The 14,078-nt window shown below is 69.0% G+C and carries 10 protein-coding genes; 1 reads left to right on the forward strand and 9 read right to left on the reverse strand.

The genetic code is table 11. The annotated features are described in order from the left end of the window. Positions 1-160: 160 nt before the first annotated feature. The 9 genes from NKJ47_RS09755 to NKJ47_RS09795 form a co-directional block, all read right to left on the reverse strand. Positions 161-754, reverse strand: coding sequence for a TIGR00730 family Rossman fold protein (locus tag NKJ47_RS09755; protein WP_254461246.1), 594 nt, complete (start codon positions 752-754; stop codon positions 161-163). A 152-nt stretch (positions 755-906) separates the two neighbouring features. Next, positions 907-2,343: a dihydrolipoyl dehydrogenase gene (lpdA, locus tag NKJ47_RS09760; RefSeq protein ID WP_254461247.1), complete on the reverse strand. Its 1,437-nt coding sequence runs from the start codon at positions 2,341-2,343 to the stop codon at positions 907-909. A 149-nt stretch (positions 2,344-2,492) separates the two neighbouring features. Continuing rightward, on the reverse strand, positions 2,493-3,707 hold the full coding sequence (gene sucB, locus NKJ47_RS09765; protein ID WP_254461248.1) for a dihydrolipoyllysine-residue succinyltransferase: 1,215 nt from the start codon (positions 3,705-3,707) through the stop codon (positions 2,493-2,495). 47 nt (positions 3,708-3,754) lie between these two features. Further along, positions 3,755-6,580, reverse strand: coding sequence for a 2-oxoglutarate dehydrogenase E1 component (locus NKJ47_RS09770; RefSeq protein ID WP_254461249.1), 2,826 nt, complete (start codon positions 6,578-6,580; stop codon positions 3,755-3,757). 183 nt (positions 6,581-6,763) lie between these two features. Beyond that, on the reverse strand, positions 6,764-7,660 hold the full coding sequence (locus NKJ47_RS09775; protein WP_254461250.1) for a GNAT family N-acetyltransferase: 897 nt from the start codon (positions 7,658-7,660) through the stop codon (positions 6,764-6,766). Between the two features lie 7 nt (positions 7,661-7,667). Next, complete coding sequence (locus tag NKJ47_RS09780) at positions 7,668-8,918, reverse strand: cupin domain-containing protein (RefSeq protein WP_254461251.1); 1,251 nt, start codon at positions 8,916-8,918, stop codon at positions 7,668-7,670. Positions 8,919-9,135: 217 nt separating this feature from the next. Further along, a complete protein-coding gene (locus NKJ47_RS09785) occupies positions 9,136-9,723 on the reverse strand; it encodes a DUF3060 domain-containing protein (protein ID WP_254461252.1) in 588 nt (195 codons plus the stop codon). A 67-nt stretch (positions 9,724-9,790) separates the two neighbouring features. Continuing rightward, positions 9,791-11,158 carry an adenylosuccinate lyase gene (purB, locus tag NKJ47_RS09790; protein ID WP_254461253.1) on the reverse strand — a complete coding sequence of 456 codons (1,368 nt, stop codon included), beginning with the start codon at positions 11,156-11,158 and terminating at the stop codon, positions 9,791-9,793. A gap of 36 nt (positions 11,159-11,194) precedes the next feature. Then, positions 11,195-12,514 (reverse strand): hemolysin family protein, encoded by a 1,320-nt coding sequence (locus NKJ47_RS09795; RefSeq protein WP_254461254.1) that lies wholly within the window; start codon positions 12,512-12,514, stop codon positions 11,195-11,197. Between the two features lie 373 nt (positions 12,515-12,887). Between NKJ47_RS09795 and NKJ47_RS09800 the strand changes: the two genes are divergently transcribed. Beyond that, on the forward strand, positions 12,888-13,892 hold the full coding sequence (locus NKJ47_RS09800) for a YiiG family protein (protein ID WP_254461255.1): 1,005 nt from the start codon (positions 12,888-12,890) through the stop codon (positions 13,890-13,892). Positions 13,893-14,078: the final 186 nt, after the last annotated feature.

The following is a 14,078-nucleotide window of genomic DNA, read 5'->3' on the forward strand; positions in this document are numbered from 1 at the left end:
CTAAGCGGTCGCCACGCGCCACGAACTCGCCGCCCGTCAGGCACCTCTTAGCGCAACGCGTTGCGCCGCTTTTTGTTGATCCGCTCCGCAGGAGCCGTGGGGCGCAGGACTCTGTAACGCGTCGCCACGCGCCACGAACTCGCCGCCCGTCAGGTACCTCTCAGCGCAACGCGTTGCGACGCTTCTCGTCGATCCACTTCGACGCCTGCGCCGGCGTGTAGTCCCGCATCCAGCCCAGCATCGTGTCGATGTCGCTGCCGTACCACAGGTCGGCGCGCTGGTCCGGGTGCAGGAAGCGTTCCTCGACCATGCGGTCGATCATGCCGATCAGCGGGGCGTAGAAGCCTTCCACGTCGAGGAAGGCGCAGGGCTTGTTGCCGATGCCGAGCTGGCGCCAGGTGAGCATCTCGAAGATCTCTTCCATGGTGCCGAAGCCGCCGGGCAGGGCGACGAAGGCGTCGGAGAGGTCGAACATGCGCGACTTGCGTTCGTGCATCGAGCCGACGATTTCCAGCTCGGTGAGGCCGCGGTGCGCGACCTCCCAATCGGCCAGTTGCTTGGGAATCACGCCGGTGACCGTGCCGCCGGCGGCGAGCACCGCATTGGCGACGGTGCCCATCAGGCCGACATTGCCGCCGCCGTAGACCAGGCGCAGCCCCTCTTCGGCGATGCGCGTGCCCAGCGCGGTGGCACGTTCGACATAGGCGGGCTTGTTGCCGGCATTGGAGCCGCAGTAGACGCAGATGCTTTTCATCGAGAATGGGGAGTCGGGAATAGGGAATAGGGAATGGGAAAAACCAAAAGCCGAAACGCATGACGCCGGACCTGAGTCCGGCGTCATGCGGTGGGAGTGGAGTGCCGGGAATGCGCTTGCCATTCCCGATTCTCCACTCCTGTTTCCCGGCCTTAATTGGCCTTGTGAATTGCCCGCTTGCTCACCGCCATGGCCGCGTCGTGGATCGCTTCGGACAGGGTCGGGTGGGCGTGGCAGATGCGCGCCAGATCGTCGGCCGAGCCGTTGAACTCCATGGTCAGCACGCCTTCGTGGACCAGTTCGGAGACGCCGACGCCGACCAGGTGCATGCCCAGCACGCGGTCGGTCTCGGCGTGGGCGATGACCTTGACGAAGCCCGCCGGCTCGCCCATCGCCACCGCACGGCCGATCGCCGCGAACGGGAAGCTGCCGGCCTTGTACGGCACGCCTTCGGCCTTGAGCTGCTGCTCGGTCTTGCCGACCCAGGCGATTTCGGGCTCGGTGTAGATCACCCACGGAATGGTGTCGAAGTTGACGTGGCCGGGCAGGCCGGCGATCAGCTCGGCGACCGCGATGCCTTCCTCGAAGCCCTTGTGCGCCAGCATCGGCCCGCGCACGCAGTCGCCGATCGCCCACACGCCGTCGACGCCGGTGTGGCAGTGCGCATCGACCTCAATCTGGCCGCGCTCGTTGACCTTGACCCCGGTGCCTTCGGCCAGCAGGCCCTTGGTGGCGGCGCGGCGGCCGACGGCCACCAGCAGCTTGTCCACGGTGAGGCTCTTCTCGCCTTCGCCATCGCTATAGGTGACGACGACTTCCTGCTTCTTGCCCTTGCCGGTGACTTCGGTCTTGGAGACCTTGGCGCCGAGCTTGATGTCCAGGCCCTGCTTTTTGAATTCCTTCAGCGCGGTCTTGGCCACTTCGGCATCGGCCAGGGCCAGGAAGTCCGGCAGCGCTTCGAGGATGGTGACCTCGGCGCCCAGGCGCTTCCACACGCTGCCCAGTTCCAGGCCGATCACGCCGGCGCCGATCACCGCCAGGCGCTTGGGCACTTCGGTGAAGTCCAGCGCGCCGACGTTGTCGACGATGGTCTCGCCGTCGAACTTGGCGAACGGCAGTTCGATCGAATCCGAACCGGCGGCCAGGATCACGTTGGTGCCCTTGAGCTCGACTTCGCTGCCGTCGTGCTGCTTGACCTTGACCACGTTGCCCGGCTGCAGCTCGCCGAAGCCGTAGTACGGGGTGATCTTGTTCGCCTTGAACAGCATCGCGATGCCGCCGGTGAACTGCTTGACGATCTTGTCCTTGCGCCCGACCATCGCCGCGACGTCGATCTTGGCGTCCTTGAAGCTGATGCCGTGCTCGCCGAACAGGTGGCCCATGTTCCAGAACTGGCGCGAGGAATCCAGCAGCGCCTTGGACGGGATGCAGCCCACGCGCAGGCAGGTGCCGCCCAGCGCCGGCTTGCCGTCCTTGCCGAGCGCGGCGTCGATGCACGCGGTCTTCAGGCCCAACTGGGCGGCGCGGATGGCCGCGTGATAGCCGGCAGGGCCGGCACCGATGACGACGACGTCGTATTGTTCGCTCATTTCATTCGCTCACACGGGAATGGGGAATAGGGAATGGGGAGTCGCAAAAGCGCCTGCGCCTGCCGCCTCCCATCCAGGTCCAGGCGGGAACAGGGAAGGGAAATGGGCGCTTGTCCCATTCCCCACTCTCCATTCCCGATTCCCGGCTCTTACAGACCGAACAGCATCCGGCCCGGGTTTTCCAGCTGGTTCTTGATGTCGACCAGGAACTGCACCGAGTCCTTGCCGTCGATGATGCGGTGGTCGTAGGACAGCGCCAGGTACATCATCGGCGCGATCACGACCTGGCCGTTCTCGGCGATCGGACGCTCCTTGATCGCATGCATGCCCAGGATCGCGCTCTGCGGCGGGTTGATGATCGGGGTCGACAGCAGCGAACCGAAGGTGCCGCCGTTGGTCACGGTGAAGGTGCCGCCCTGCAGTTCTTCCAGGCTCAGCTTGCCGTCGCGCGCCTTCTTGGCGTAGTCGGCGATGCCCTGCTCGATGTCGGCGAAGGACTGCCGCTCGACGTTGCGCAGCACCGGCGTGACCAGGCCCTTGTCGGTGGACACGGCGATGGAGATGTCGCTGTAGCCGTGGTAGATGATGTCGTCGCCGTCGATCGAGGCGTTGACCAGCGGGAAGCGCTGCAGGGCGTTGGCCGCGGCCTTGACGAAGAAGCTCATGAAGCCGAGCTTGATGCCGTGGGCCTTCTGGAACTCGTCCTGCAGTTCCTTGCGCGCGGCCGAGACCTTGGCCAGGTTGACCTCGTTGAAGGTGGTCAGCATCGCGGTCGAGTTCTTCGACTGCATCAGGCGCTCGGCGATGCGCTTGCGCACGCGGGTCATCGGCACGCGCTCTTCCGGACGCGCACCGCTGGCCTTGCCGGCGCCGCCGTTCTTGGCGTAGTTGAGGATGTCTTCCTTGGTCACCGCGCCGCGCCGGCCGGTGCCTTCGACCTGCGACGGATCCACGCCTTCGGTGATGGCGCTGAAGCGCGCGCCCGGCGGCAGGCTGGAGACATCGCCGGCAGCCTTCGGCGTCTCGGCCTTGGCGGCCTTCGGCGCTTCGGCGGCGGCGGCCTTGGGCGCCTCGGCCTTCGGTGCCTCGGCGGCCTTGGCTTCGGCCGGGGCCGCGGCGGCGGTCGCGCCTTCCTCGATGATCGCCAGGATCTGCGAGCTGGTCACGGTGGCGCCGGTCTCGAACTTGATCTCCTTCAGCACGCCGTCGACGGGCGAGGGCACTTCCAGCACGACCTTGTCGGTCTCCAGGTCCACCAGGTTCTCGTCGCGCTTGACCGCGTCGCCGGCCTTCTTGTGCCAGCTGGCGATGGTGGCATCGGATACGGATTCGGGCAGTACCGGAACTTTGACTTCGGTGGCCATTGCAGGGGGCGTCCTAGTGGTGTCTTTTTTGGAATGTGAAAAGGGATTTATTCAGCGACTTGGTCGTTGAACGGATTCAACAGCGCATCGGCGACCAGCTTCAGCTGCTCTTCCACGTGCTCGGCGAAATGGCCGGCGGCGGGAGACGGCGAACGGGCGCGGCCGGCGTAGTGCAGGCTCTGTCCGTCGGCCAGGCAGGCCTGCAGGTGGTGCTTGATCTGGTACCAGGCGCCCTGGTTCTGCGGCTCTTCCTGGCACCAGACCAGGTCGGTGGCATTGCCGTAGCGCTTGAGTTCGGCGGCCAGCAGCGCGCGCGGGAACGGATACAGCTGCTCCACGCGCAGGATCGCGACGTCGTCCTGGCCACGCTTGGTCTGGTCCTCGAGCAGGTCGTAGTAGACCTTGCCCGAGCAGGCGACCACGCGCTTGACCTTCTTCGGGTCGGCCTTGGCGTCCGGGATCAGGTGCTGGAACTCGCCGTCGGCCAGCTCCTCCAGCATCGACACCGCCAGCTTGTGGCGCAGCAGCGACTTGGGCGTCATCACCACCAGCGGCTTGCGCGTGGACATGCGCATCTGCCGGCGGATCATGTGGAAGGCCTGCGCCGGGGTGGTCGGCACGCAGACCAGCATGTTCTCCAGCGCGCACAGCTGCAGGAAGCGCTCCAGGCGCGCGGAGCTGTGCTCCGGACCCTGGCCTTCGTAGCCGTGCGGCAGGAACAGCGCCAGGCCGGAGATACGGCCCCACTTGGCCTCGCCGGCGGCGATGAACTGGTCGATCACCACCTGCGCGCCGTTGGCGAAGTCGCCGAACTGCGCTTCCCAGATGCACAGCGCATTGGGATCGGTGGTGGAGTAGCCGTACTCGAAGCCCATCACCGCCTCCTCGCTGAGCAGCGAGTCGATCACGGTGGCGTCTTCCGGGTTCTCCACCAGCTGCCGCAGCGGCAGGTAGTAGCTGTCGGTCTTCTGGTCGTGCAGGATCGCGTGGCGGTGGAAGAACGTGCCGCGGCCCGCGTCCTGGCCGACCAGGCGCAGCTTGTGGCCTTCGCCGAGCAGGGTGGCGTAGGCCAGGTTCTCGGCGAAGCCCCAGTCGCCCGGCAGTTCGCCGGCGGCCATCTTCACCCGATCCTCGTAGATCTTGGCCACGCGCGGGTGCAGTTCCACGCCGCTCGGGATGGTGGTGATGATCTTGGCCAGCTGGTCCAGGGTCTTGCGCTTGACCGTGGTGTCGACCTTGTCCGTCAGCTTGCCGGACAGGTACTTGGACCAGTCGATGGCGAATTCGTCGGGCTTGCGGGTCGCCAGCTCGGTGGTGTACTCGCCCGAGTCGAGCTTGTTGCGGTAGCCGTCGACCAGCGCCTGCGCCTCGCCGGCCTGCAGCACGCCTTCGCTTTCCAGCTGCGCGGCGTACAGCTCGCGGGTGGTCTTGTGCTTGCGGATGGTCTGGTACATCACCGGCTGGGTCGCCGCCGGCTCGTCGGCCTCGTTGTGGCCCCAGCGGCGGTAGCAGACCAGGTCGATGACCACGTCCTTGTTGAACTGCTGGCGGAAGTCGTAGGCCAGGTTGGCCACGAACGCCACCGCGTCCGGATCGTCGCCGTTCACATGGAACACCGGCGCGCCGATCATCTTGGCCACGTCGGTGCAGTACAGCGTGGAACGGGCGTCGTCGCGGGCGCTGGTGGTGAAGCCGATCTGGTTGTTGACCACGATGTGCACGGTGCCGCCGACCGCGAAGCCGCGCGCCTGCGACATCTGGAACAGCTCCATGACCACGCCCTGGCCGGCGAACGCGGCGTCGCCGTGGATGATCACCGGCAGCACCGACTTGCGCGCGGCGTCGCCGTAGCGCTCCTGGCGCGAACGCACGCTGCCGACCACCACCGGATCGACGATCTCCAGGTGCGAGGGGTTGAACGCCAGCGCCAAGTGCACCGACTTGCCGTCGGCCACCGCCACGTCGGCGGAGAAGCCCATGTGGTACTTCACGTCGCCGGTGTGGGCGCGGTCGTCGTGGGCGTGCTCGAATTTGCCTTCGAATTCGTCGAACAGCTTGCGCGGGTTCTTGCCCAGGGTGTTGACCAGCACGTTGAGGCGGCCGCGGTGGGCCATGCCGATCACGATGTCCTTGACCGCGTCGTTGCCGGCGCGCCGCACCAGCACGTCCATCATCGGGATCAGCGAGTCGCCGCCTTCCAGCGAGAAGCGCTTCTGGCCGACGTACTTGGTGTGCAGGTAGCGCTCCAGGCCCTCGGCGGCGGTGATCCGCTCCAGGGTGCGGCGGCGGCTGGCGGCGTCGCCGGCGATGTTGCCGCCCGCGTTCTCCAGGCGCTGGTAGATCCACTGGCGCTGTTCGAACTCGGAAATGTGCATGAACTCGCTGCCGATCGACCCGGTGTAGGTCGCCTTCAGCCGCGCCAGCAGGTCGCGCAGTTTCATCCGCGGCTGGCCGCCCAGGCCGCCGGTGCTGAACTCGCTGCCCAGATCGCTTTCCGACAGGCTGTGGAACGGCAGGCCCAGGTCCGGCGGGTTCACCGGCGGGGTCAGGCCCAGCGGGTCCAGGCGCGCGCCGAGGTGGCCGCGCGATCGGTAGGCGGTGATCAGGCGGCCGACATGGCGCTCGCGCTCGTCGCCGCTCGGGCCGGTGCCGCTGTTGGCGGCCTGGCGCGCGGCGCTGGCGATGTGGGCGATGACCGCAGAGTGGGGGACGTCACCGGCATCGCGGCCCTGGAAGCCGTCGAAGTAGGTTTTCCACTTGGGATCGATGCTGTCGGGAGAGACCAGATACTGTTCGTACAGGTCTTCGATATAGGCGGCATTGCCGCCGGCGAGTTGCGATGACTGCGCAAACTGCTTGAGTAGATTGTCCACGATGGTGGGGTCGGGTCGCTTTGTTGGGTTGGCTTGCGGTAGGGACCGGCGGACGCGGGGGCCGCGCGGGCGTAATCAAGCGAAAAAATTATACCCCCATGAACCTGCCGGGGTGTGCATTCGGCGTGGTCGGGCCGATCCCGGTTCATCCATGGCGCATGCGGCGGCGTGGTCGCGGCCGCGTCACCAGCCCAGCGCGCGTAGCTCGCTGCAGGGGCGCGCACGCTCCCAGACCCGGGCGAAGGACGTGCGCAGCTGGCGCGCGCGGCCGCCGCCGAGCAGGTCGGTTTCGCCGTCGTAACGGTGACCGAGTCCACGGAAGTAGTAGCCGCCGCCCTCGTTGACCAGGTAGGCGGTGGCGTCGCTGCGGTCGACCGGATCGCTGACTTCGCGGAACTGGAATACGCTGGGCAAGCGCTGCGCCAGCGCCAGCAAGGGCGCGCCGGCGCGCTGCGGCGCCGCCGCGTCGTGCAGCAGCACCCAGACCTGCTTGGCGTGCGCGGCGACCGCGAAGCGGCGCAACTGCTCCAGCACCCGGGCATCGTCGAGCAGGCCCGGATCCAGCGCGCGGCTGTGGATCAGTACCTGGCGGCGGGCCTGGGCCAGCACCGCGATGCTGGCGGCGATCGCCATCGCCGCGTCCTCCACTGCCGCGGCACCGTCGAAGCGGCGGCGCAGCGGCACCGCCGCTGCGTCGGCGGCCGCGCTGCCCGGCGGCGGCAGGAAGCCGTGCCGGGCGCAGAACGCCACGGCCGCCGCCGGGGCGTGCAGCTCCAGTTGCGGCCAGTGCCGGCGCTGTGCCTGCGCGATCAGGCCGCGCAGCAGTGCGCTGCCGACGCCGCGCCCGCGCCAGTCCGGCAGCACCGTCAGCGCGGCGATCCGCCGGTCCGCGCCGAGCCGGGCCGCACCGACCGCCTGGCCGTCGTCACTGCGCGCCACCAGGTGCTCTCCCAGCGCATCCTGGGCCGCGGCGGCGTCGGCCGGGTCCGCGACGGTGCCGGCCGCGGCACGCAGCGCGCGCAGTTCGGCGCCGTCGCGGACGGGGTCGAGCGCAGCGATGCGGAAACCTGGGCCGGGCATGGTCGGATCAGGTCGCCTCGGCGTGCTCGTCGGCGTCGTCGGCGTCGTCCTGCGCATCCAGCGGCTGGTAGAAGCCGCCTTCGATCAGCGCCAGCAGGGTCTGCTTGCCGGCCGCCGACAGCGCCGCGTAGTCCGTGCCGTCGATGTGTTCGGCCGCGGCCAGGCGCTTGGCGTCCTTGACCGGCAGCGCGAACTCCAGGCCGCTGCAGAACAGCATCGCGCCGCGGCTGGCGCGCCGCCAGGCCGGCCGCGCCCACGGGTGCCGTTGCAGGACCAGGCCCTGTTCCAGCGCCGCGGCGATCTCGGCCGCCGGCGGCAGCCCGGCCGGCGGCAGGATCTCGCCGGCGGCGCGGTAGGTGGTGATGAAGCGGCCGAACCAGGCGCCGAGCCGGTCCGGGTCGTTCATGCGCAGCGCGTTCAGCGCCTCGACCACGCGGCCCATCGCCGCCGCGTCGATCTCGTACGGGTCGGCCGGCGCCTGCAGGTCCTCGTCGTGGTAGCGCAGCGTCTCGTCGGCGCCGTCGATCAGGGTGTCCAGGTAATCGGCGATCAGTTCGGCCGAGGACGGCGCACGCATGCCCACCGAGAAGGTCAGGCAGGCGTCTTCGGCGACGCCGTGGTGCGGCACCAGCGGCGGCAGGTACAGCATGTCGCCCGGCCCCAGCACCCAGTCGTGGGTCGGCTCGAACTGGCGCAGCAGCTTCAGCTCCACGTCGTCGCGGAAGTCGGTCGGCGGCGCCGGGCGGCCCAGCGCGGCGCTGGCGTCGATCTGCCAGCGGCGGTGGCCGTGGGCCTGCAGCAGGAACACGTCGTAGTGGTCCACGTGCGCGCCGACCGAGCCGCCGCGCGCGGCGAAGCTGACCATCACGTCGTCCACCCGCCAGCGCGGCAGGAAGCGGAACTGCGCGAGCAGGGCGCGGATGTCCGGATCCCACTTGTCCACGTCCTGTACCAGCAGGGTCCAGTCGTGGTCGGGCATGCCGGGAAACTCGTGTTCCTGGAACGGGCCGCTGCGCACGCGCCAGCGGTCGTTGGCGCGGTCGTGCTCGATCAGCCGCGACAGTGCCGCCTCCTCGCAGGCCAGGCCGGCCAGGTCGCCCGGCTCGATCGGCGAGACGAAGCCGGGGAAGGCGTTGCGGATCAGCAGCGGGCGCTTGTGCCAGTAGTCGCGCAGGAAGGTCGCCGCGGGCATGCCCAGCGGTTGTCCGGGGCGGGCGTGGAGTTCGAAGGCGGGAGCGACGGTCTTGCGGGCAGCCATGTGCGGTGGGTCCTTGCAACGCGGAAGGAAAGGGCGGGCGCGCAGCGGCGCCGGCCGAACCCGGCCATTGTCCGCCGGTTTGGCGCGTGGAGCCATCGTGGGAGTTGCCGGATCGGCGTAGGCCGCGGCGATCCGGCGGCAGGGGCCCTGCGGGCCGCCGGCCGCGTCGGGACGGCGGCGGCGCGCCGCAACCGCGTCGCGGGCGGGCGCTGTGGCGTTACTGGCCGAGGATGCGGTTGTCGCGGCCGCCGTCATCGACCCGCACGCGACCGCTGCGCTGGACGATGGCGTTGTCGTTGCCGTGCAGGGCGATGGTGCCGATCTCGCTGGCCTGCAGCTGGTTCTGGTCGCCGGACACCTCCAGCGTGGCGATGCGCGCCATCTGCAGCCGACCGTTGCGGCCGAACAGCGCGACCTGCCCGGCGTCGCCATGCATCGCCACCTGGGCGTCGTCGCCGAGCACGCGCAGGGTGTCGGCCCGCTCGATCTGCAGGTTGCCGTTGCGGCCGAACAGGCTGACGGTGGCGCAGTGCCCGTGCAGCACCAGGGTGGCGTCGCGGCCGACGATGTTGAGGTCGCGGCCGTCGCAGTCGATGTCGCCGCTGGCCGAGGCGGCCATGCGGATCGGTGCCTCGGCGTCGCGTTCGTCGCCATCGGCGATATCGCCGGCGGACGGTGCCGCCGCGAGCATGACCAGGGTGCGGCCGGCAGCGGCGTGGGCGCCATCGCCGGCCGGCGGGCGGGGCGCCTGTGCGCAGCCGGCCAGGACCAGCAGCGGCAGCACAAACAACGGGGTGCGTTTCATCACGGGGCTCTGCTGTGAACCCTCAGCATGCCCGCGGCGGATTAACCCAGGATGGACGGGCCGCGGCTCAGATGCCGCGCGCCAGCCGCTCGGCCAGGCCGACGTAGCCGCCCGGGGTCAGCGCACGCAGGCGCTGCTTGGCGTCCTCCGGCAGCTCCAGGCTCTCGACGAAGGCGCGCATCGACGCGGCGGTGATGCCCTGGCCGCGGGTCAGCGCCTTGAGCTGTTCGTAGGGGTTGGGCAGGCCGTGGCGGCGCATCACCGTCTGCACCGCTTCGGCCAGCACTTCCCAGGCCGCGTCCAGGTCGGCGTCCAGGCGCTCGGGATTCACGGTGAGCTTGCCCAGGCCCTTGGCCAGCGAGTCCAGCGCCACCTGGGTGTGGCCGAAGGCGGTGCCGAGCGCGCGCAGCACGGTGGAGTCGGTGAGGTCGCGCTGCCAGCGGCTGATCGGCAGCTTGGCCGAGAAGTGCTCGAACAGGGCGTTGGCGATGCCGAAGTTGCCTTCGGCGTTCTCGAAGTCGATCGGGTTGACCTTGTGCGGCATGGTCGAGGAACCGACTTCGCCTTCCTTGAGCTTCTGCTTGAAGTAGCCCAGCGAGATGTAGCCCCAGATGTCGCGGGCCAGGTCGATCAGCACGGTATTGGCGCGGCGGGTGGCGTCGCCCAGTTCGGCGACGTTGTCGTGCGGCTCGATCTGGGTGGTGTAGGGGTTGAACACCAGGCCCAGGCTTTCCACGAAGCGCTGCGCGAAGCCCGGCCAGTCGACGTCGGGGTAGCTGGCGACGTGGGCGTTGTAGTTGCCGACCGCGCCGTTGATCTTGCCGGTCAGCTCGACCGCGGCGATCTGCTGGCGTTGCCGCTGCAGGCGCGCGACCACGTTGGCCACTTCCTTGCCCAGGGTGGTCGGCGAGGCGGTCTGGCCGTGGGTGCGCGAGAGCATCGGCTGCGCGGCCTGCGCATGGGCGAGGGCGCGCAGCGTGGCGATCACCGCGTCCAGCGTCGGCAGCAGCACCTCGCGCCGGGCCTGCTCCAGCATCAGTCCGTAGCTGAGGTTGTTGATGTCCTCGCTGGTGCAGGCGAAATGCACGAACTCCAGGGCCGGGCCGAGTTCGGCGTCGTCCTTGAGCTGTTCCTTGATGAAGTACTCCACCGCCTTGACGTCGTGGTTGGTAGTGCGCTCGATCTGCTTGACCCGCGCCGCGTGCTCCACGCCGAAGCCGTCGGCCAACGCGCGCAGGCGCTGCGCCGCCGCCGGCGAAAACGCGGCCAGCTCGCCGATGCCCGGCTCGGCGCCCAGCGCCAGCAGCCATTCGATCTCCACCTTCACCCGCGCCTTGATCAGGCCGTATTCGGAGAAGATCGGCCGCAGGGCGTCGACCTTGCCGGCGTAGCGGCCATCGAGCGGGGACAGGGCGAGCAGGGCGGAATCGGACATGGCGGGGCGGGCGGTGGTGTCGGCGGGGGCGCCATTCTACGTCGGCGCGGCCTCGGCCGGCGCCAGACGCACGCTCACCGCCTGGATGCGGTGCCCGGCCATGCGCTTGACCGTGAACAGGTGCCCGTCCAGCTCCAGGCGCTCGCCTTCCTCGGGCAGGCGCTGCAACCGGTGCACGATCAGCCCGCCGACCGAATTGAGGTGCTCGGGCGCGCGCAGGCCGCGGCCGAGCAGGCGCTCGAGGCGGAAGATCGAGGTCGAGCCGGCGACCAGCACGCTGCCGTCGGCGCCGCGGGTCGGCGCGTCCTTGACCACGTGGGGGTGCTCGTCCTCGATGTCGCCGACCACCACTTCCAGCAGGTCTTCCAGGGTGAAGTAGCCGAGGATGCGGCCGTGCTCGTCCACGCACAGCGCCATGTGCGTGGCGCCGCTGCGGAAGCGCTCCAGCACCAGCGGCACCGGCGTCTCCAGCGCGATCAGGTTGGCCGGGCGCAGCAGCGGGCGCAGGTCGTCGCTGCGGCGGCCACGGGCGATCTCCACCAGCAGGTCCTTCATGTGCAGGATGCCCAGCACCTGCTCGCCGTCGCGGTCGAACCACGGGTAGCGGCTGTAGCGGCTGTCGGCGAACTCGGCCATCACCGCGTCCAGCGCCATGCCCTCGCGGAACCCGCGCAAATGGTCGCGCGCGCGCATCAGATCGCCGGCCACCAGTTCCGGCAGCTCCAGCGCGTGGCTCATCAGGGTCAGTTCGTGATCGGGCGCGGCGCCGGCGGGTTGCTGGCGGCCGACGATCAGCTTCAGTTCCTCGCGCGAATAGCGGTGCGAGGCGTGCTCGACATCGCCCCAGCCCACGGCCTTCAGCAGCCCGTTGGCGCTGGTGTTGAGCAGCCAGATCGCCGGATACATCGCCCAGTAGAACAGGTACAGCGGGGCGGCGGTCCACAGCGACATGCGCTCCGGGCGGCGGATCGCCATCGACTTGGGGGCCAGTTCGCCGAGCACGATGTGCAGGAACGAGATCACGCTGAAGGCGATGATGAAGGCGCTCAGGCGCGCCGCCTCCTCGCTCAGCCCCAGCAGGTCGAACAGCGGCTGCAGCAGGTGCGCGAAGGCCGGCTCGCCGACCCAGCCCAGGCCCAGCGAGGACAGGGTGATGCCGAGCTGGCAGGCCGACAGGTAGGCGTCGAGGTGACCGTGCACGTTGAGCAGCAGGCGGCCACGCCAGCCGTGATGCTCAGCCAGGCCCACGGCCTGGGTGTGGCGCAGCTTGACCAGGGCGAACTCGGCGGCGACGAAGAAGCCGTTGAGCAGCACCAGCAGCATCGCCAGTGCCAGCAGCAGGAGGTTGCCGATCATCTGCGTTCCCCGGCGCGCGCCGCTGGCGCGTCATGGTGCGGGGTGGGCGGGGTGGAAACGGCGGGGTGCGTGGCCCGGCGCAGCGTGCGCCGGCATCTACAGTCTGATGCGTCGCCCATGGCGGCGTGAGAGTTCCATCGGTGATACGTCGCCGCAGTCTAGCCGATGCGCTGCGTGGCCGCCGCCGGCACGCGCCGTCTCGCGCAGTCCGTCACAGGCGAGCGTCGCCAACGAATCGCCTGGACGAGCGCGCAACCGCGCTTGCGAATCCCCGATTCCGACGCCCCAATCCCGGCCCTCCAGCCATCACGCTGCGACGATCTTTTGGTTTGCTAGACTTTCTGTAACCGTTTTCAACATCGTCCTTTCCTATATGAAATCCTCTTTGCGTATGGCGGCGCTGGCCGTCGCTGTGTCCGTTTTCCTGAGCGCATGCGGTGGCAAGCCGTCCGCCACGCCGACCGATTCCGATGCCAGTGCCGATGCCAGCCATGCATCCGCCGATGCTGCCGCCAGCGCCGCGGACCAGGCGCTGACCAGCAAGCTCAATGCCTACATCGAATGCTTCAACAAGGTCGATGGGCGCATCCACGAAGGCGCGCAACAGTACATCCGCTGGATGGCCGACCCCAAGGCCGGTCCCACCGGCAAGGAAACCAGCGTGTACGGGCCCGCCCCGATCGACGAATACGCGATGAAGCTGTGCGACGCGCCGATGACCCAGGCGATCGCGGCCAAGCCGGCGTTGCCGGCGCTGGATACGGCGGCGAAGCGCTATCAGGCCGCGTTGAAGACGCTGCAGCCGCTGGCCAACCAGGCCCGCGACTACTACGACCGCGAGGACTACCAGGACGACCAGTTCGCCAAGGGCAAGCAGTTGCATGCGCCGCTGATGGCCGCGCTGTCCGAATTCCACGAGGCCAGCGAGGCGTTCAGCCATGAGCTGGACGCGCAGAACGATGCCGCGCAGCGCGAGCAGTTGAAGGCGATGGAGAAGGCCGAGGGCCGCACCCGCGACTTCTACCGGCTGTCGATGATGCTCGAGGCCAAGGACATCGTCGGCTTGATGCAGGACGACGACTTCGACACCGCCAAGGCCACGGCGCTGGTGGCCGGCTTCAACAGCCTGTCCGACGAAGCGCACGCCAAGGTCGCCAACCAGGAGCCGGGCAAGTCCGACTGGAGCGGTTTCGAGAGCGCCGCGGAGGATTTCCGCAAGGAAGCCAAGGCGCGGATCAAGCGCGTGGCGGACAAGGTTCCGTACAGCGAATTCGAGCGGCGCTCGCTGGACAATCCGATCGTCGCGCCGGAAGGCTCGCCGGCACGCTTGATGAAGCGCTACAACGACCTGGTGTTCCAGAGCAACCGCCAGCGCTGAGCCTCCGGGCCGGCGGCGCAAGGCCGCCGGTCCCGCCGGTGTCGCCGCCGCGCGCGGCAACGGCATCGGCGTGGCATCTTGTGGCTGCTTCTCCGTTAACGATGCGGCGCCCACGCCTAGCCGCCAGCATTCGCGCAGCACGCGCGTAACGCTCCGGCGCGCAGGCCATCCGTGTCCCGGCCTGCG

This window comes from Xanthomonas sacchari (assembly GCF_024266585.1).
Classification (GTDB): domain Bacteria; phylum Pseudomonadota; class Gammaproteobacteria; order Xanthomonadales; family Xanthomonadaceae; genus Xanthomonas_A; species Xanthomonas_A sacchari_C.